This window comes from Acetobacter pasteurianus, from assembly GCF_009914215.2.
In the GTDB taxonomy this organism is placed as follows: Bacteria; Pseudomonadota; Alphaproteobacteria; order Acetobacterales; family Acetobacteraceae; genus Acetobacter; species Acetobacter pasteurianus.
Genome location: NZ_CP039845.2, coordinates 142553 through 161345 on the forward strand (window position 1 = coordinate 142553; position 18793 = coordinate 161345).

An 18793-nucleotide genomic window follows, 5' to 3' on the forward strand; every position below is an offset into this window, starting at 1 on the left:
GCGCATGGATCAAAAAATTGCCCCCTTGATTTTGCCAGTAAAAGAAGCCGCGGCACGTGATGCCAATGTGAGAGCGGTGGTTAACCGCTTACACTCAGGAGAATGCGTGCCGGTTTCTCCTTGTGATTCCATGTTTACACCATGGTCTAAAGAGGAGAAGGCAGATCTTCACTCCGCACTTCAGAGGATATTTCCTGAAAAGTTCAGGGCATAACATTTAATAAGCCATATGGGCGATCTTGTGGAATATTATTTCTATATCTGCATAAAACCTAAACGCAAAAAATATTTGCCTGCCAATTGCATATTGCATTTTTTATAGATAAGAGGCTCAACGTTAAACGCGCTATTTCATGAATGTATTGTATAGGGGTTATAATTCAAATGGTTGATGATAAAGGTTTAAATAGAGAAGAGAATGTTTCTGTGAATGCATGCGATAAATGGATTTGTTCTTCATGTATTGGTGAGAAATATCTTAAAGCGGTAATAGATAAAAAAGGGATCATTCACAAATGTTCTTTCTGTGGTCATGAGAATAAAGCAGTTACTGTGGAAAATTTATCGAGATTGGTTTTCCCTGTTTTCAACGATTATGTAAAACAACAGAATAATGTGGAAGATGGTAATAGTCTTGAGGCTGTAATTTCAGAATTGCTTAACGCCGGCAACAATGTTGCCCAAAGTGTGATTCAAGCTATGAAGAAAGATCACCAAGAAGACTATATTCAGTATTGGGGATACGATTGTTTTGATGGAGACTGCAGTTATACGATTGAGCCAACGTTTTTTAGTGAAATGGAATTAAAATGGAATATGGCCTGTGAAGACCTGAAATCAAATTCTAGATTTTTCAATGATGAGTTTAAGTCGTTACTTGATGATATTTTTGAGGGCATACCAGAAACAGCAGTTAAAGAATTTGCGGCTAATGACTCAGTAAGGCTTTATAGAGCTAGGGTCGCAAGTGGCGAGACTCATGTAAAAGAAATACTTAAAAATCCTGAAGAGCAGTTTGGTCCTCCTCCTTTGAGCCGTATTTTTGGAGGACGGATGAATCCGATCGGCATACCTGTGCTTTATACATCCCTTGATTCAGAAACGGCATGTGCTGAGGTTCGGCCACATCTTGACGCAATGGTAATTATTGCCAGTTTCTCTCCTCTGCGTAGCCTGAGATTATTAGACCTCACCAATTTAGGTGATTATGAAATTGAACCATCGCCCTTTGACCCAGATATGCAAAAAACATTGGATAGAAAATACTTTGCAGAACAATTTTCACACTGGCTTTCAAAGCCGGTAAACCCTCAATCTGAATCTATCGATTATTTACCAACACAATGTGTCGCTGATTACTTATCTAACTCATTCGAAAAAAAAATTGACGGATTTATTTGTCACTCCGCAATGCGAAAGGGTGGGAAAAATGTCGTAATTTTCAAAAGAGCTTCTCAAATTAAACTAGACGATAAGAATTTTTTGGCTCCTGAAGTCGAATATTGTGCCGCATGGAATGAAGAAGAAACTGACACAATTAAGATTGACCCTTTCCCCCAGGCCAAGGAAAAAATTTACTGGGATAACCCTGTATTGGAGTTAAAGAGTAAAGAGATACAAATAAGAAAAGCTAAATCTATCTCCTATTCATTTTCTGATTGTTCAGTGAAGTGGGGAGATAATACTGAATCAGGTAAGCATAAGGATTGCTAGTCATATTTTAAATTTAGTTCAAACCTTACTCTGAGGTTAAATCAAAGGGCAGGGGAGCCGAAATTGTTCTGAGGTGGGGTCATGCGGCTTCTCAGTTCCCCGACACCATTCAGGCAAATGTCTATGCCCTCATTTCCGAGAAGGTGCTCAAACCCAGGCGTTGGGGTGATGATCCCCGGAGCATTGGAAACATAGGATTCTTTCATGAGTTCCAAACGTTGTATGAGTTGATCAATAGTATCAGGCTGCCCATTAAATATATCGAGAGCAGCATTAAGAACGTTTGGGTCATATGAAAAACCAGCAGCGAGATCGAAAGCATCTCGATACTTAAAATTCTCTCCTCTTAACATGATTTTGCGTGTGAGGATCTCGCACGGCACTTCTACGTCTATCATCCTCCCACCATTATTTGGTGCAGAGCCAATTGGGCCTGTATGCGTTAATATTGTAGCGAGTGAAACCTTCTGAGTCGGGTTGTCAATTAGGTTATGAGGGGTAAGAAAATCAATCTCTCCGCCTTCCAACTCAAGCTTCAGGTAGTAACCTGGGAATTGAGATGATCCAGTTTCCCCCAAAACACGTCTGGTTTCCGCGCAGAAACTCCTCGTAAGGCTTTTTAATGCTCCACGAGTAAAGATGTCGATGTCATAGCTAATGCGGTGATCTAACCAAAGTGCGAGGGCTGTGCCACCTCCGAAAGTCCACTCTGTATGACCTGCTGCATCAAGTATGCTGATAGCATCAGGCAGAAGCTCGTGCCATCTCGAACCCGGCCATCTCTTCGATCCACTCACCGTTTGCTGTCCTTGTTAGATCGTTACCCAATACGTGTCGGATTTTATATTGTGCATCATTGAGCTCCCGATAGCTGAACACAGTTCTGGAGACAATATTCGCTATGGTACGTGACGGAACTTCCTCTATGAAAGAGGCCACTTTCAGTGCAGCGTTCAGGTCAAAATTGTCAGAATAGACAATCTGAACAAGGTGATTAACGAATTCTTCTAGGGTTGTTTCAATCGGATGAGGGGCATTTACAGTTTTAAGAGCGGCTTTAAGCCAATAACGGCCTTGTGGGTCATCAAGGCGTGCATTTCGAAAACTGGAAAATACTGATGGTGAAGTCATCGATAATGCCCTCCTCTTAGATAAATTATGATGCACAGAATACATTATGCATTATATATCACGACATAAATCAATCAGGAAAACAATTTTCAGTCCCTGTTCTTTGCGACCTGCCGAGTGCGACAAAGAACAGTTAACGGGACAGAGAATGATGATGGTGAATAATCGGCCTTAAATCATCAAGGGGAAGGCTGATCCTGGGGCAGGTCATTTGAATGACTACGGTCTGGCACTTCTAAGCCCATAATATCTCTCAGATATTCCCTGATTGTCATCGTTTTGGTGGAGATTATTTCACCGACTTCAGAGAAGTCTTGGGCTTGATCTCTGGCAGTTGTTTCATCAAACGTAACACCATGGCACGTTGTCCTCCCAGTATCAGGGCACTTTAAGAGCCAATAGACAATTTCATTGTCAAATATCTCTGGAGCAGCCGAAATCAAATCGACATCTTCTTGGGTGAGATTCTTCTGATCCATTGCATCTTTCAGCGATATTTCAGTGAAAGGAATGTTGTCGAAAGGATCGTAGAATTCTGTTTCGGGCATTTGTGAGGAACCTTCTCTGTTGCGCAGTTGTTAGATGTTTGAGCAGTGTGGACGATGACTGCCTTTTAGGCCGAAGGGGCGTTCGGATCCGGTAAATCATCTACAGACTGGTCGGGTTCGTATTCAGGAAAGCTCTCAATTATCAGATCACGTATTGCCGGATCGGAAGCCTCAAAGACGGCGAAATCATCACTGGTCATGATCGATCGCACATCGCCCCTCTTGAAGGCTTCTTCTGACTCAGCAGCGAACTTATCGATAGCGTTCTGGGCATCTTCTCGTGACGAAAAAAGCCGAGGCTGCCTTTTGTCGTCATGAGTTGTTTCTGTCCATACACCCACAATTTCATCGTTGCATGCCAACGCGCCAACTACGAATTCATTTTTATCATCATTCGTGGCCATTTTTTTCACGCTCTGCTTAATGTTGGAAAATCAGTGTTCCGAGGATGTTCTGCCTCAGGTACGCAAGGCACAATAAAAATGCACATAAGTATATTAAGGCCTGTCATGATCAGGGTAACGCGAATGCGTGTTTTGCATCGAAAAGTCTTAAAATTCAGCTTCATCGGGATGAGGTAATCCCTGAGTGTGCTTTCTATATCCCACCGGCCTGGAGGCAAATGTTATGAAATTACAGGATTTCAAAAAAAAATACGCCAAGTCATTCAAGCGTGAAGGGGATATAAAGCTGTCAGCTATGTGGAGCGAACCCAGTCTGATCAGTCTAGAAGATGAGAAAGAATTGCCAGATGGCTTACACGCCAAGGCCAAATTGATAGGCGTGTCACCTTATGGCTATCGCACTTTTCAAGGGGGGGTATTGTTAATTGAAGGTATGGAGAAATTACAAACAGTACCAGAGGGCACTAAAGCGGATGATAGCTGCTTTATAGTAAATTGCAGGAACGTTCGCGATCTGCCTTCATCTATAAATCCATTTAGACAGTATGAAATCGAGAACTGTCCTGCATTAGAAAATTTGCCGGCTATTTCATTTGATGCTGCCTATATGAATATCATTCACTGCGATAGCTTTAAGGCCCTAGGATCTGGGACGCAGTTTAAAGGCAATCTCTTAATAAAGGATTGCCCTTCTTTTTCTCAAATTCCCCATGGTGTCGAGATAGAGGGGAATTTCACAGTCTCTAGTTGTGATGACCTTCAAAAGATACCTGAGGGCCTGAAAGCAAAAAGCCTTCATATGGCACAGTGTTCCAATTTAACTTCCTTGCCGATTGATCTTGGGAAAAATGTTGCTGATTATGTTATTATCGAAAACTGTCCAAAACTTGAGGAAATGCCTAGTGCTGGAGATTGGACGCTTCTCAATTTACAGGGATGCACCGGGCTTAAAAGGCTTCCAACAGATATCAAGGTGAGGAACACATCTGCAGGTCGCGTTGACCTTTCAGGATGCACTTCCTTGAAAGAAATAAAATCTAATATCTCTGCGCCTTTAATAACTTTTGAAGGGTGTACTAATCTTGTGGAGATATCCGGGAAAATTTCCACAGAAGAGTTAAGTGCCAAGGATTGCAAGAAACTTGAAATGCTTCCTGATGGACTGACCGTTGGTTCACTTCTACTGAATGGATGTTCAAGTCTTGTGACATTGCCAGGCGGAATGAATATCGCCAGAAAACTGGATTTGCGAGGAACTTCTGTCAGGGAGTTGCCCCGAGATTTGAACGTCGGCTGGCTCATGGATCTAAGGAGTCAGGACGGTATTAAGATCCCACAGGAGGTTCTTGATAGGCACGAAGGTAAAATCGTCTTCCCTCCGTCCTATGAAGTGTTACCCACATTGGATGCCTCTGCACCAGAGCCGCATTGATAGCGTGGAGCAATCTCTCATTTTATACGGGACATGTGTTAATTATACTTTATAAACAGTGTGTTATTTAACGTTATTAAATTCACGTCTTAAGCCGTTTACGAGGATTTATAGATCAGCCAGCCCCTTTCCTGGGGCTGGATTTTGAACTGATTTGCCTCCTCCCAAACCCTTTTTCATGTAATTCAGTGGGCACAAATCCTAGGTCATTTTCCTCATTCAGGCGCTTTCCAGACCTCCAGATCAAAGAGCTCACCTATAGCTGATGCAATTGATCGTTTTGTAGATTTTTCAGGGATATGAGTGAAGCCGTTCTTCTGTAGTGTTTTAGAAGGCAGGGCACAGCAGTCTCGATCACCAGTTATGATGATCTCCTGACCGGGTGATAAGAGGTCAAGAATCAATTTTTCAGCCCTTGGGTCTGGCCAAGATAAAAGCACAGACTGATCTGGATGCTGTGAAAACATTTGCTTGCTATCGTTGAAGTCAGGTTTGCGCCATATCCCTATACCATCATACCCTTGATTGAAGCATTCAGACGTAATCATGCTGATCCCTGATGCTTCCAGAACAGACGCAAAGTAACCTGTTCCCTGACCGAACTCGATTAAATTTGTAAGGCCCAGATGCTCTTTCAGTGCTCTGACCGTTTCTAAGCATGGGACTGACCATCCATACCAGTCCCGGAGAGTCAACCAGAGGATTTCTTCAGTGATGCATATTTTGTAACCATTGATCGTACCATTCCAAGGTGAAGGATGGTCTGGCGCCCCATAATGATTAGTGCCAGGCATAAATGGTTTCATCTTGCTGAAGGGTTGAGGTGTTCCTTTTAAAGCATCATCTAGAATTTGGATAAGATCGGGATGCATATCTATTCGACGGTGAATTGCAACGTTCGTTCCCCAGTTTTCCAAATCAAGGAGATCTCCGCTGATTGGCTTGTCTGGCTCTGGCCGGGACAAAAAGGGCAGCAGCCCTTGAAATGGCGTAAAAATGTTGGTCATTGCGTCAAATGACAATCCTTAGGAACCCCATCCGCTTGCATGGGGCTGGCACTTCTATGTGGAGAGGAAAAGGGTGCTGACAATTCATCTATGACTGGCGTGTGTTAACCAGGGCTAGAAATTCCTCTTTTTCTTCAACTCAGCTTTTAGGTCTGAAATTTCTTTTTTTGCTTCTCGCAGCTCCTTGGCCGTTTTGATTTTATCGCAAACAGCCTTAGTAAGTTGAGAGTGCAGTTGACCAATATAATTCCGGCATTTCTTTAGATCATCAGCGCAGTCAGAAGTGTCATTGGTGTCTATAATGGGAGTGCCTATTTCACGTATAATTTGTATGAAATCCCACATAGCCGCTTTTGGTACAGTAGAGTCTCCCCCACTGCATATGACCTTATAGGCATTTTGTAGGATATTCGAAGGTATTGGCAGTTCTACAATATACTTTTTAGGTGCTGTTGATTTCTTATTAAGCATCGGGAACCCATTATGATTTGAAAGATATTTCAAAAGGTGTCGGTTAGGACTAGGTTTAAGTTGATCTGGATCAAATTGTATCATTCAAATAGCCTATTGGAAAGACTTCTGCCTTTTTAGGATTGGCCTTTAATCCAAAAAGGCCTTAATAAATAAACCTTAAATAGCCTTCTAGCATGTCATTTCAAAACAATGAGGTATGTGGTTTGTGCTTTGATAGTGATGATTATCCTGGTAGGGATAATGAATTCCACAGGTTGCTAAAACGATCATATCTTCTCTTTTTCTCCGGGCTCAAGAAGATTTTCCGCATGCGTTAGCGTTGAAGGCAAAAGGGGAATGTCATCCAAACTATGCCTTTTCATATGCCTCTCTTGTGTTTGGTGAAAAGCGTGAAGTTATCTTTTTCTAATTAAGTTAACCAATCCAATAGATATGTTAAAAATTGGCAGTTTTTTTAACATATCTTGTTTAATGGAACGCATTCAGCCTCGTTGATGCAGGTAAACGCTGTGAAGATTGGTTGGTTGAGACGAAAGATGTAGAAGCTATAGGATTCTCAGCCAATTCGGATATTCCACGATGAATTCTCCAGCAAATATTACGCCGTCGTTCCCGCACCATGGCCCGCTTTCATGTAGAAGGTGCTTCACCAACATTGAGTGTGATGAGCGCGATATCGGAGCATGGCACGTAGTAAATGATCCGGGCGCTTGGGGAGCATCGAACCCCAAGGTATTGGTTTTGGGGTTTTCAAAGGGATTTACCCAGGCAAATGCATTCAAGTCGGGGAAGTTTGAAGATGTGCCATTTAAAAAGGCGCGAGGACGGCTCAGATCTATTCTTTGCCGGTTAGGGTTATTAGATCAGGCCGAAACAGATGAAGAGTTCAATAGGCGCTTTGAGGCCACTGAAAGGGATTTCGCCTTTGGATCCCTTGTGAGGTGCAGCCTTTCTAGAATGAACAGTAAAACAGGCCGTTACGAATGTACCGGACAGGTGATGACAAAGGCATTTTCTGAACCTGTTTCAACTGTTGTCCGCTGTTGCGCGCAAACATATCTATCCGCTTTACCGGCAAACTTACGGGTGATTATTTTGCTAGGGACCACTGCCGGATACATCAAAGACTGCAAAAAACTGATCCGCTCTCTCCATCCGAGATCGTTTAAGGAGGTGAATGATGTCGCCTATTTGGCTGCTGGAGCTATGTGGGTACACGTAACCCATCCCAGTGGAATGAATGGATATTATGGGAAGTGGATGAGCGCCGACAAGACTGATGCTTCAGGCGGTAAGCGAGAAGACGCAATTTACGCTTTATCTTTGATGTCTCCTCCTACGGGAGAGTGATTGGGCTAATTAACCTAACCCAACTTGCTTGTTCGTTTGCCATTACGGAGAAGGTGGGGGCTTTTACAAGGTGCCGAAAACATCGTCTGGAGGTGCAGAGTGCGGGGAGAGAAGGTTAAAAATGAGGATGTCTTTCCCCGCTGTTTTTATTAGGTGAATCGTAAAGCCCCATTCTTCAGGCTTGGGGGTGTCATGCAAGATGGTAGTATAAGCCTAGAGGCGGTGTAGTGTTGGAACTATCCATGATCTGCTCTGTTGTGGCGATGTTTGTGGGGCCATCTGGATCAGGGTTAATCCCGAATACATAATTATTATCCTGACCAACGTAGAAAGGAATATAATATCCACACGAATTAAGATTTTCAAAGAATTTTTCGGGGCGGCGGGCGCTTCTCTTTGCGACCTTATAAAGAGCAATCGGGAAAGGCGCTCTGCTTCGAACAAGGTCGATCATTGCTGCAAGGGCATCGTCAGGATCAATGTTTCGGGCTAGTGCGTTTGACCATTGTCTTGTATTTTTACGCCCTTTTTTTTCGATGATACAGCAATTTTTAAGGGTTCTTTTTGTAAGTCTTTTCATAATTTTACCGTTTAAAAAGTTTTTTCAGGTGCCCACAAATCAATCAGGTAGCCAATTCCAGCAACTTTATGCTGGTGCTTGGGTTGAAAGCTCACACTGATTGCATCTATGACTTTCTTGAATCTTATCACAGGATCACGCTCCTCGCCAACTGCATATACGTGGTCGGAGGGGGGAACTGCGAGATCAGCAGATGTGTTATGAAGATCTGGGAAAATTTTTGCAGCGAAATCCCATCCACCGGCGCATAACACTTCTGCAATTTTGGCGCCTCGTGCTATCCCATCTTTGTAATTCTGTGGAATTTCTTCCCAATCAGGAAGGAAAGTTATATCGCCAAAAGCCACATAAACTTCTGCAATGTCAGGAGGAAAGGGAGGTAAATCGCTAATTTTCATGATGAATAAACTCGGTTAAGTGTAGTTGGATATATTATGACACATTCTTCCAGACCTGATGGCCGGTTTTCATTGGGGTTTTGATAAATAACTAACCTATATTTTAAAACCTATATCCTACACCTATCATCAGTACAGGATAAACAGGCAGCTTCCTGTCCATATAATTATGGATTTTTCTATCAGCTATGGTTTTAAGCTTTGAATAGGCTTTTGGAAAATCATTCATCATGCCGCCTGGGGACGTGTGGATATCGGCATCATCATGGAACATGACGCCTGCATCCATATTTATATGGAAACCACCCCATACTGGAGTATTGAATCCCAATCCCACATAAGGAGCTGCTATGGCATAATGGGCTTTGACCCCAACATATCCAGCATTAGGTATATCAAAAGGCGAAGTAAACCTGCCTCCAATCGTTGTAGACCCTTGCGCGTGTCCAACACCTTTTCCAGAAATTGAACTTCCTGAAAATATCACTCCGCTCGTAAGTCTAAATGCGGACTTTCTCCAGGGATAGTAATCACCTAAGATACTGCCATTGATAAGGCGTGCTCGGCCGCCATAAGTGGCACTTACGATGCCGTGTTCAGCATAATTAGCCCCTGAAGCGCTGAAGGATGCCTGCTCATGTTTCACATCGCTTAGTGAAATATTGTAATAGTCAAAATCGCCACGAACGCCCCAATGACTATTTTGTCTATGGTATTCAATCTCAGGGCCAACGCCGAGTGTTCCCGCTCTTGCAGAGATTAGAAAGGGGGAGGATGTCTCTCCGGCTTCTGCTGAATTTGTATTCAGTGAAGCACAAATGGTGAGGCCACAAAGGAGGGGGTAAATTCGGCGCAATTGAAATAGCCTTATTGCAGATAGGACCAAAGGTCTATTACAAAGATTTAAGCCTTACGTCTAATATTTTTTCTTAAATGGCCTTTAAAACCATGTCTTCTTCTAGACTTCGATATGACCCTCGCGCAGTTGCCAATTTAATCCTTGAAATGTTTATGCACTATCATGCGGACTCTCCAATTGATAAGGCCAAACTGCAGTCTTTGTTATTTTTGGTTAACGCGAGACACCTTACTTTGTATAAGGGGCATTCGCCATTAAAAGGGTCTTTTGAAGCTACACCACAAGGACCTATCCAACCATCGGTTGCCAAGTCTTTTTCAAATACTATTGGGCATATCTACACTTATCGGGCGCGTGGAATTTCTCTAGCGACAGGCGCACAATATGACCTGGATCTTCCCTCTGATGAGAAGCTTAATGATGTTATCAGGCAGGTCTTATGTCACGCAGGGGCTCTCTCACAGAAGCATCTTCAAGCTATGATCTGTGCAGAAGGTGGCCCATGGCATTATACAATTTGCAAAATCATCAAAAGAGAAGTGGTTACAACACACATTAGAGATGATGTTATTGAAAAGCTTTGTAGTAAAATGATTATCAGTTTAATCGCAGATGAGTGAAATTTATCCTGCTTTCCTTTACCTTTTTTCACAGTCTACCGAAAGTGTAGGTGATTAAAAATCATTGACCTACAAGATCAGATCTGCAACTTGGTGGGCCGCTTCAATAATGCCCCTTGTCGCAAATGTGACAAAGGAAAAGTTGCTTAGAAAGATTCAATCCTTACGTTTAGCCTTTTCCAGCCAAATAGGGTCATAATAGCCTTGCATTTTCTGATAGATTTCTTCCTTTAATCTATCTCTATCGATTTTCTGGAGTAAGTCTGCTTCATTGATGATTTTTTCGATTGCTCTTTGAACAATTGAAGTGAGTTCTTCTGATGTAACCATCAACATGTCAGGGTTCTCTTCTGGAGAATTCCTGTCAGGAAGTTCAGCCACTTCGGTTGCGACTCTCCCGGGGACTGTGCCTAAGGCCGCCATAAAGCTTTTGATACTTCTGATTGAGCTGGAAAATTCCTTTATTACTCTTTCCTCGGCCTGGACCAAATGCTGCTCAGCGAGTGAAGTTGCCGATGTGTCAGTGCTCTTCCACATGCGTCTGATGGACTTGGAAAGGGATTCAAGTTGCTCTTCCCGACTTGATACGCGGGCAGGATCTGACGAATGTGCAAGACTATCCATCGTTGCCTTTACCACGTCCGATGGGGACATGCCTGACATCCGAGAGAATGTATATGCGCGCAAGATAACCTTCTCACATAACTCGCGGGCTTCCACTGAGTTTGGGTCTAATTCCATCTTTTTTGAACCCCTAACATTTTGCAGATCGTAATGCGGAATTGATTGATCGATTGAGGGGTTATATTCCTTAGAACAAACCCCTCCGCGTCATCTTCGCTGAGATGCTTTCAACTTGACAGCAGTAAGATGACGCTCCTATGCCGCATTATTGAGGCAAGGCACTGGGCTTTATCAGATCACCAGTAATATTCATGAGGCCTTTTAGTCCCAGTATATGGGAAAACAGCGTCCTCAGGTGATACTTCACCGCGGACTATTGATTTGGCCACTCTTTTATCACGATGGCGCCCTGGTCTGATATCATATTCATGACTATACCAATTTGGACATTCTGGTGAATTCTTCCCACCGAAATGCTTGTGGTCAGGACGGTCAACAAGACGGTGATTTTTGCCAAACTTTCGGCTGTGATGATAGGTGCGAGACATGGGATGATTCATCTCCATGACGCAAGGATTGATTTCCTGGCGTACCTACATCATTTCCTCCTCTCTCTGGGCATTTGCTCTGTTCGATATTTTAGATTGCTACAATCTCATTCATATAAGGTCAATGTCCCTTCAGATGAGATCATTAATCTCTTCAGGGGGGGGAATGTATTAGAAAGGCGTGAAATCAAAAGACTGCTGTCTCTCTTTCGCTGTTGCAGGTGGTGTGGTGTCGGCAACTGGTATCGCTTTTGGTCTGAGTTCTAGATCATTGAGATGTTGTGCGTAAACGCCGATATTATGAAATCCGCGGCTTTTATTGCGCGTATTTCCTCTGAACATCATAACTTCAACGCCAGCTCCCGTGCATGCTTTACACGAGCACCTGTCCCAGGGCCTATGGGATAAAGTTTTTATGTACTTGTCCTTCAAGTCCTGCATCTTGGGACTCAGTGTTCCGCCATTATAAAGCTCACCATCCACGAAAGCGGCATTGTACGCGATTATAGGTTCTAAGGTTGAACTAAGTGGCCTGATTCCAGCGTCATATTGGCGGAGAGAAGAAAGTGCGTCAGCTTCAAGTTTGACAAGGTCTTCTGCCTTAAACACTCCCATCTTCACAAATTTTTTTAGTCTCGGATTTTCGAGAGCCTGAGGTATTCTGATCGCTGTATAGTATTCTAGTTTGCCGTCACCTGTGGGTAGATAGTAATTTTTGGTTGCATCTTTAAATGACCGGAGAAGAGGGGACGTAGTGTCAAAACTTTCAATTCCATAACCTTTGAAATACTGGATTTCATCTGCCTTAGCAAAACCCAATACATGCAATTTAATCCAGGAGGGTATCTTAGATCTAACTGCTTCTAGGCTTTTTTGTATTTGTGAAGAATTTAGAGGCGCCATGCCGCCAAGTGCGAGATATTTATATCCTTGACCAACGAGGCAGCGAGCTGCTTCAGCCATGCTGTCAGGTGACCAACCTTGGATGGCTCCCATGGGAACAACACTAGAACCTATCGCCCTGTTAGCTCGCAGGAAGATATCCGCATTTTCAAGAGTAATCTCGAACCTTCTCTTGGCTTCAGCAGTTCCCCCAGACATTCCGCTCAGCTTATCATCGAAATCAAAGATGATATGATCAACTGAACACCCATGCGTGAATTTGCATTCTGCGTAGAATTCGGCCATTTCTTCTGGGGTAAATGGGGGTTCATCCTCTTTGACGTAGCTAAAGGCACCACAGTCGCCGAAAATTTCAATATTCTTAAATTCCGGCTCATCCAACCTTAAAAATTTACGAGCACCTACAAGTTCAAATCGTCTTGCCTGGCCGATTGTGTATGAGCCTTTTATCCTATGATCCCCAACTGTAGCTTTGGAAACTAGCACCCCATCGTAAGGGGCATAACCAAGGAGCTCATGAGGCAGCAAGTCATCCCAGTAGGGCTGGCGTTCGGGTGAACCGCTCTCCTTTAGAAAATTGAAAGTGGGATCAACCCCATCCAGACTGTCTGAGTATATAAACTTCATGATAGGTGTAACTCACAGACAAGGGCCTGAGTGATCATTGTCCCGCAACCCATTGAGAAGCGGAAGCTCATCATCATAACTCTGCTCCAGGAGTGCCGGCTCTTGAGGCTTGTATGGCTTTTCAATCAGGCGATCCAAGCTTTGGTTGATTTGTCTGGTTTGGAGTGCCTTATTCTCACCCTCTAATGGCATGATTTCAGAAGCAAAGTGCTGAAGGGCACGTGAAGCGAAATCGCTCATTGTGCCGCGGTAAGAGCTTAGCGGGCTGTCCAACCTCTTGTCGTAAGGCATTACGAAACGGTGCAAATCTGGGCGAATATCTTTAAGGGGCGCCCTGGTCAGTATTCGTAAGCGTTCTTTGACCTCGGTGGGGAGGGTGGCTAAGTCTTGTCCGATCATTCGGAGGTAGCCGGCTGAAAGAGATACCAGAATTAAGCCATTATCGCCCTTGATTATATCGGTGAGGCTTTTCGAGACCGGAGAGGCATATTGCATTGCCCTCATCCACCCTTGCGGCGAAAACGAGTTATCGCTGATCATCGGTTTTACGCTGTCGTCGGATCCGGGAACGACTGTGCAGCCATAAGGTGGGATTTTTGTATCCCCTTTAATGATGCCAAGTCCTGAAGAAACGACAGCCAGATTTGCATTGAGTTTTTGAGCCGTATCTTTGGCGTAGACAAAGCCTCTGCCTCCATAAAATTCGGAAGCGAGGTAGGTCTCACCTGAATAATTTTTCAGGCGGTCCACCCATTCATTCGAGACTTCGGCCAAAGACCCCTTTTTGCATGATGCGATAGACATATTATGAGGCACAAAATAACGTTTGGTCTTTGAGCAACTCGTAATAATTACCGTCATCTATCGTAACCTCTGTCATGAGAAAGCATAATGGACAGAGAGAGGGGACTGTCCTTAATCAATCTCACCAGAAAGACTTGCAAGGAAGAACAAAATCTTATTTCTGACCCATTTTTAAAGACGCTCTTCAGAATAATTCATTTACCTAAAATCACTCTCCTTTTGATTATACCTTGATAAAGAATAATTGGCTGGGCTAATTTAAAATTAAGCTTTTGGATGGGATAACCTCTCCAAGAGAAGAGGTTTAAAGCTTGGAAAGGTCATAAAGTGGGTTTGGATGATATATACAGAACACCAGGGTCAAACGTTTATGATGTTGATTTTGAAATCAAGCGTTTATCACTTCTATCCCGACCTACCCTTATCGGCCTTTTGAGTGATGATGGTCATGAGCCCGAAGAAGAAGATTTCCGTGCCTACAGCGAGGATCTGGCGCGGCAAATTACAAGTTTTCTCCCTAATCTTGCAGGTTCGTCGCATGATGACATCTGTACATATTTATCAGAGAATTCTCCAATAGAATACATTCTAGCGATTTTAAAATCTGGAATTATAATAAATAATCAGTATGGATACGGAAGTATCGCTGCTCAATGCGAAAAAAATATAAGAATCATAAGAAATAAAATTTTCAATATTGATGGGATACCATTGGATTATTGGGGCAATATTCCTGATGTGAATGGAAATATGATTGTAGATGAATATTATCTTTATAATGGTGTTTTTTATCGTGCGTATCAAATGGCATCGGGTAGAACTAGAATAGCGCCAATTGATTGGTCAATGAATCTTGCGCAAGATAAATTTTTTTACGCTGTTAGAGATATGTTAGATAGATATAAAACAAATCCACAGCCGAAGAAAAATCGTCTATCTTTGTTTGAGAAAATACGTTTTCGCTACTTTTACAAAATATGACTTAGATATTTTTTGATCCTAACCCGTGATGCAACTTCAAAAGCCCAAGGCTTATGAAGATTTGTTGGGAATGGATATGGAAATGATCTTGAAAGGCCTTAAGGCCAGATCTAATGTCAGATCCACTCTGAAGGTTATTCCTGCAAGAGTCCAAGCAATGATGCTAACAGAGAGTCAGATTCTGCATGACCAAGGTCAATTTGAACCGGTTGAAGTGCCTACCGTCTTTCCTCAAGCTAGGAGGGGCCGCTTAACCACTAATTTGACTCCAATCTTCTCTCCGCCGCCGTGCGGGGGGAAGATTTGTTGAGCACTATTTCTTCCTGACAACAAAGCCATTAAGCATGGCAGTTTCAGTGATTAAGAAAAACCTTTATGTAATAATCATAAGGATTTGAAAATGGGTTTGGATATTTATCTTATTTCCCCTGATCAAGAAAATCTCTCAAAATCAGATCAGGGCGGTATTTTCATTCGAGAAGGCGGACAGACAAAACAGATTAGCCGCTCTGAATGGGATATTCGTTATCCAGGTGTAGAGCCTACTGTATTCATCGAAGGAAAAGATCGAGGCGAAGTTTTTAGTACAAGCTTGACGCATAACCTAGGGTTGATGGCTAGGGAAGCTGGACTTTACGGGGTGATGTGGCATCCAGAGGAAAATGGGATCATAACAGCCAGTGACATTATTCCCCACTTGGAGAAGGGTTTAATTACTCTAGTCATCGAGAAAGAGCGTATGAAGCCTTACAATCCGAGCAATGGCTGGGGTTCTTACGATCTGCTCTTCTCTGTAACGCAAGAATATCTTCGTGCGGCACATAAGTTTCCAGAAGCCAAAGTAGAGGTATGTCGTTAATCATTGTGACAGATCATAATGGTTAAAAATGAATCTGGCCTTATGAAGATATCTTAGGTTTCGTTTTAAGCCCTCCCTTTGGGTGTGCCTTGCAAACAAGAAGCCTATCATCACCAGAAATGGATGAGATTTAGCTGACCATTTATCCCGATCTTAATCGGCCCTTTCTGGCTTCTCATCCTTGGTGTGAATTTGTGCAGTCATGATATTTTCATGGTTCGCCTAAAAAGAGGGCAAGTTGTAGTATGAGCACTTCAGTTAAAGCGCCAGCAAAAGCCAAAAGAAAGCCACGTCATATTGTACCGCAAGCCTGTCTGGCTTCCCTGAATGAGCCCCCACGTTCTGCATTGCGCTGGGAAGAAGGATCAACAAACGAAGCGACAGGTGTTCGTGAGTTTCAGGCCTTTGCCTCTATTAACGGAGGTGAAGAACGTCAGGTTGCTATAATTTCTGCTGAGCCCCGCGGAAAGGACAGGTTCTTTTATCGCTGCGAGAAAATTTTGTGCTTCGAAGAATTTGACTCTGATAAAATGAGAGTGAGATCTTCTTTCGGCATCTACGGTTTTAATATGGCTGATCTTGATACCCAAATCGGCAGATCAGTTAAAAATGTGGAAATCATGGCCGGCAATCCAATGTACGTTGGACGAAGCGTTTCACCGCAATCTCTCGAACATTTATCGCGCGGCCCATGGGGTAAAATCCAGAACGCACGGGCATTACGTTTTGATCAACATGGACGCCCAGATATAGTAACGGTATCCACTGCTGGCCATGGCGGATATATTTTGTCAGAGGATGCTACCAAGGAGATGCCTAGCCCCCTTCGTTCAGGCCGGTGTTATGAAGAAGATTGTGGCTGGTCTCGCGTTGCACTGTCTTTTCCTGAATTGTTTACACCTCTCGAATTATACACAGCACAGCGCACTCTCGCTAATTACGAACCAGATGTGTGGGAAAAATACTTTGGGCAAGAGTTGGCTCCAGGAATGTCACAAGAGAAAGACAACCGGACTTTTCTCGCAAAACATGCTGATGACTATCTGGTTGTTTCTGCGATCACAAGTAAGGATTACCCTGACTTTGTGGAGGTTACCGCGGTGCGGGGCAAGATGACCGGTGAAATGAACAGGCACCATGAGGCGAAGCATTTTTATGTCCCGTCTGAGGAATATAGCGCCAAGTCGAGAAGAGAGCCTTACTTTGTTATCGACCTCGATAGGCATTCAGAAGAACCTCCGTGCCTTGAGGTAAAAAATGAACTGACCGAAGATGAGGCTCCATCACCCTGATGGGTTCCTCTTTTATCAGGTGGTTTGTAGCGCCTATGCTTAGCCATTGATCAACACCAGGCTGGTCTGCTGCTTAGACTTTGGAGAGTTTCAGGGCAGTGAACTTGGGAGTTCAAACAGCAATCGATCTGATTAAACACTCCAAACGCCCAAAGGGACAGGCAACTACCTGTCCCTTTTATGATATTAGCAGTAAACTTCCGAGATAAATTGCCATGCGCATATGGCAATCGCGGTTCTTGCCATATTCTCTCAGAGTATATCCGAACAAATTCCTATTACACATAATGGTATCAGGTAAAGATAGGGGAAGATGATGTATTTTGATGATCCATTTTTTATTAAAACAATCGATGATTTTCGACAGAGGACATCAAACTTTACCTCCGAAATGAAGGCTATACAGTTCGAACAGGAAGTAGCTCCGCTTCTCGATCAACGTTTCAATCACATCACGCGCTTCGTTCCAGAGTTCGTCACTGGCCGTCACATCATTAACAATCCCATTGGTGCATCTGATTCGTTAAGACCCTTCAATGCCTTCTCGCTGGGCAACTGGCTTATCCTTGCAGAGATAGCAAGGGTTCCGACAATTCCATCCCGCATCATCTCGGTAGTCCCTACTAATTCGATCATCAGCCGCTATGGTAATTCAATCTCGCCAGAACATAAGTCTGCACAGGACAAACTCGACAAGGCTCTTGAAGCCTTGAAAGACGATGAAATTCTGCGTTACGACAGCGCCAGTGCTGCATGCCTGAAAGCCATGATGCAAGCCGGAGAAGACGATATCACTCTTAGACGGGGTGTCTGCGTAAAGCCTGGTGGCGGAATGATGCCTCTCATTTATCATCCGCATATGATCAAACACGATGAGCGCGTTGCCGAAGCAACCATGACCTATTGTCAGGAGGAAACGCCCGTCTGGGCGCGCACGTGGATCCCAGCCATGAGGATTGAGAAAAAAGATGGCAACACATCACCAGTAGAATGGCGCATTTACGTCATGAACGGCCGTATTGAAGGCGCCTCGCTTTACTATCCTCATGCGCCCATTACGATCGAACAAGCACGGACAACCTACAGCCTCAACGCTTGCATCGAAATGGCTCGCAAAATACTCGCGACTATGCGTGGCCACAGGCTGTTCCCACATGTCCCGAAATACGTCTATCATGAACACAAGATCGATCTGAGAGATATCCACTGTACGCTTGATTTTCTGGTTACTGAGTCAGGCGATCCCGTCTTCCTTGAGGGCGGACCCGCGCATCTCCGCCAACCCGATCTCGGCGCTCATCCATGCAACTTCGCTATGTTCCCGCCCCGTGGAGTAGCTCTGGGTGAAGGCGCTATCGCTTATGAGCCACCTGATCTTTCAGAACTCCCGCTGGCCCCAATCTTACCACCGCGCGAATGGGTGTTCAGACAGCAACCTTCAGCCTTCGGCCTGCGCTGTCCAAACCATCCAGACGCAGAAGCTCAATGGTCGGAATACCGCAGCCATATATGGTGTGAAGATTGCCAGAAAGACATCCCGATGGATGATCCGACTTTTCGGACGCACCCCAATACAGATCTTTCTGCCTTAAACATGTTCACGGGTGAAACCAGAAAACCCTTCACTATGAGGGTTTGA

21 protein-coding genes are annotated in these 18793 nt (G+C 43.8%); 9 read left to right on the forward strand and 12 right to left on the reverse strand.

Going from position 1 to position 18793, the window contains the following annotated elements; translation table 11 throughout:
- Positions 1–4 precede the first annotated feature (4 nt).
- The gene (locus FCN51_RS00580) at positions 5–214 is read left to right on the forward strand and encodes a hypothetical protein (protein WP_124297688.1); all 210 of its coding nucleotides are present in this window, start codon (positions 5–7) and stop codon (positions 212–214) included.
- A gap of 170 nt (positions 215–384) precedes the next feature.
- Positions 385–1713, forward strand: coding sequence for an RES family NAD+ phosphorylase (locus FCN51_RS00585; protein ID WP_160256021.1), 1329 nt, complete (start codon positions 385–387; stop codon positions 1711–1713).
- A gap of 41 nt (positions 1714–1754) precedes the next feature.
- Here FCN51_RS00585 and FCN51_RS00590 read toward each other — a convergent pair whose 3' ends face one another.
- The 4 genes from FCN51_RS00590 to FCN51_RS00605 form a co-directional block, all read right to left on the reverse strand.
- Positions 1755–2510, reverse strand: coding sequence for a nucleotidyl transferase AbiEii/AbiGii toxin family protein (locus FCN51_RS00590; protein WP_160256022.1), 756 nt, complete (start codon positions 2508–2510; stop codon positions 1755–1757).
- Positions 2458–2844: a hypothetical protein gene (locus tag FCN51_RS00595; protein WP_099541890.1), complete on the reverse strand. Its 387-nt coding sequence runs from the start codon at positions 2842–2844 to the stop codon at positions 2458–2460. The genes FCN51_RS00590 and FCN51_RS00595 overlap by 53 nt, the downstream gene beginning before the upstream one ends.
- A 179-nt stretch (positions 2845–3023) precedes the next feature.
- A complete protein-coding gene (locus tag FCN51_RS00600; RefSeq protein ID WP_160256023.1) occupies positions 3024–3392 on the reverse strand; it encodes a hypothetical protein in 369 nt (122 codons plus the stop codon).
- A gap of 65 nt (positions 3393–3457) precedes the next feature.
- Positions 3458–3796 carry a hypothetical protein gene (locus FCN51_RS00605; protein ID WP_124296657.1) on the reverse strand — a complete coding sequence of 113 codons (339 nt, stop codon included), beginning with the start codon at positions 3794–3796 and terminating at the stop codon, positions 3458–3460.
- A gap of 223 nt (positions 3797–4019) precedes the next feature.
- Between FCN51_RS00605 and FCN51_RS00610 the strand changes: the two genes are divergently transcribed.
- Positions 4020–5228, forward strand: a complete 1209-nt coding sequence (locus FCN51_RS00610) for a hypothetical protein (protein WP_160256024.1) — start codon at positions 4020–4022, stop codon at positions 5226–5228.
- Between the two features lie 215 nt (positions 5229–5443).
- On the opposite strand, the gene FCN51_RS00615 is transcribed toward FCN51_RS00610, so the two are convergent.
- Together FCN51_RS00615 and FCN51_RS00620 are read right to left on the reverse strand one after the other, a co-directional pair.
- A complete protein-coding gene (locus tag FCN51_RS00615; protein ID WP_124296655.1) occupies positions 5444–6235 on the reverse strand; it encodes a class I SAM-dependent methyltransferase in 792 nt (263 codons plus the stop codon).
- A 114-nt stretch (positions 6236–6349) separates the two neighbouring features.
- A complete protein-coding gene (locus FCN51_RS00620) occupies positions 6350–6790 on the reverse strand; it encodes a hypothetical protein (protein ID WP_160256025.1) in 441 nt (146 codons plus the stop codon).
- A gap of 498 nt (positions 6791–7288) precedes the next feature.
- Between FCN51_RS00620 and FCN51_RS00625 the strand changes: the two genes are divergently transcribed.
- On the forward strand, positions 7289–8059 hold the full coding sequence (locus FCN51_RS00625) for a hypothetical protein (protein WP_160256026.1): 771 nt from the start codon (positions 7289–7291) through the stop codon (positions 8057–8059).
- A gap of 190 nt (positions 8060–8249) precedes the next feature.
- Here FCN51_RS00625 and FCN51_RS00630 read toward each other — a convergent pair whose 3' ends face one another.
- From FCN51_RS00630 to FCN51_RS00640, 3 genes are all read right to left on the reverse strand, one after another.
- On the reverse strand, positions 8250–8639 hold the full coding sequence (locus FCN51_RS00630) for a hypothetical protein (protein ID WP_160256027.1): 390 nt from the start codon (positions 8637–8639) through the stop codon (positions 8250–8252).
- 11 nt (positions 8640–8650) lie between these two features.
- On the reverse strand, positions 8651–9037 hold the full coding sequence (locus FCN51_RS00635) for a hypothetical protein (protein ID WP_160256028.1): 387 nt from the start codon (positions 9035–9037) through the stop codon (positions 8651–8653).
- 103 nt (positions 9038–9140) lie between these two features.
- Complete coding sequence (locus FCN51_RS00640; protein ID WP_160256029.1) at positions 9141–9893, reverse strand: hypothetical protein; 753 nt, start codon at positions 9891–9893, stop codon at positions 9141–9143.
- Positions 9894–9985: 92 nt separating this feature from the next.
- Here FCN51_RS00640 and FCN51_RS00645 point away from each other — a divergent pair, with 92 nt between their 5' ends.
- Positions 9986–10516 carry a type II toxin-antitoxin system antitoxin SocA domain-containing protein gene (locus tag FCN51_RS00645; RefSeq protein WP_160256030.1) on the forward strand — a complete coding sequence of 177 codons (531 nt, stop codon included), beginning with the start codon at positions 9986–9988 and terminating at the stop codon, positions 10514–10516.
- A gap of 156 nt (positions 10517–10672) precedes the next feature.
- Here the strand turns inward: FCN51_RS00645 and FCN51_RS00650 are convergent, their stop codons facing one another.
- The 3 genes from FCN51_RS00650 to FCN51_RS00660 form a co-directional block, all read right to left on the reverse strand.
- Positions 10673–11140 carry a hypothetical protein gene (locus FCN51_RS00650; RefSeq protein WP_236661109.1) on the reverse strand — a complete coding sequence of 156 codons (468 nt, stop codon included), beginning with the start codon at positions 11138–11140 and terminating at the stop codon, positions 10673–10675.
- Between the two features lie 719 nt (positions 11141–11859).
- Positions 11860–13218 (reverse strand): tRNA-guanine transglycosylase DpdA, encoded by a 1359-nt coding sequence (gene dpdA / locus FCN51_RS00655; RefSeq protein ID WP_160256031.1) that lies wholly within the window; start codon positions 13216–13218, stop codon positions 11860–11862.
- Between the two features lie 12 nt (positions 13219–13230).
- Positions 13231–14079: a hypothetical protein gene (locus FCN51_RS00660; protein ID WP_160256032.1), complete on the reverse strand. Its 849-nt coding sequence runs from the start codon at positions 14077–14079 to the stop codon at positions 13231–13233.
- Positions 14080–14349: 270 nt separating this feature from the next.
- Between FCN51_RS00660 and FCN51_RS00665 the strand changes: the two genes are divergently transcribed.
- The 4 genes from FCN51_RS00665 (at position 14350) to FCN51_RS00680 (ending at position 18793) form a co-directional block, all read left to right on the forward strand.
- Positions 14350–15003 (forward strand): hypothetical protein, encoded by a 654-nt coding sequence (locus FCN51_RS00665; RefSeq protein WP_160256033.1) that lies wholly within the window; start codon positions 14350–14352, stop codon positions 15001–15003.
- Between the two features lie 400 nt (positions 15004–15403).
- Positions 15404–15862 carry a hypothetical protein gene (locus tag FCN51_RS00670; RefSeq protein ID WP_160256034.1) on the forward strand — a complete coding sequence of 153 codons (459 nt, stop codon included), beginning with the start codon at positions 15404–15406 and terminating at the stop codon, positions 15860–15862.
- Positions 15863–16107: 245 nt separating this feature from the next.
- On the forward strand, positions 16108–17154 hold the full coding sequence (locus FCN51_RS00675; protein WP_124297860.1) for a DUF7007 domain-containing protein: 1047 nt from the start codon (positions 16108–16110) through the stop codon (positions 17152–17154).
- Between the two features lie 313 nt (positions 17155–17467).
- Entirely contained in the window at positions 17468–18793 is a 1326-nt protein-coding gene (locus tag FCN51_RS00680) for a hypothetical protein (protein WP_160256035.1), read from the forward strand.